Origin of the sequence: Novosphingobium sp. B-7 (assembly GCF_000410615.1) — a bacterium.
GTDB classification, from domain to species: Bacteria; Pseudomonadota; Alphaproteobacteria; order Sphingomonadales; family Sphingomonadaceae; genus Novosphingobium; species Novosphingobium capsulatum.
Genome location: NZ_KE148506.1, coordinates 1 through 306 on the forward strand (window position 1 = coordinate 1; position 306 = coordinate 306).

A 306-nucleotide genomic window follows, 5' to 3' on the forward strand; every position below is an offset into this window, starting at 1 on the left:
CAGGCCCGCGCCGGGGAAATAGACGCCTTCGTGGCCGCTTGTGAAAAGGCCCAGGGTGAAACGCCGCTCGATCGGGAAGCGGTCTATTCCCAATGGCTTGTCCAGCGGCTTGATGGGGCCTGTGCACTCGAGCACGTGGCATTGCGCCAGATGCGCCGGGTCAACACCGTGCGGGCGCGGCATGGCGGGCGCGGGCTTCATGCCAGCGAAACGCCTGAGGCGGTGTTTGCCGGAACACTGGTGGTACAAGACCCGGCCCGGTTTGCCGCGCTCCTGGCCGGCGGGGTGGGCCGGCACGCCGCCTTC

The 306-nt window shown here is 68.6% G+C and carries 1 protein-coding gene; it reads left to right on the forward strand.

Going from position 1 to position 306, the window contains the following annotated elements:
• Window positions 1–30 precede the first annotated feature (30 nt).
• Window positions 31–306, forward strand: a 276-nt coding sequence (locus H926_RS0122780) for a type I-E CRISPR-associated protein Cas6/Cse3/CasE (protein ID WP_237741168.1), incomplete at its 3' end; no start/stop codon positions are given.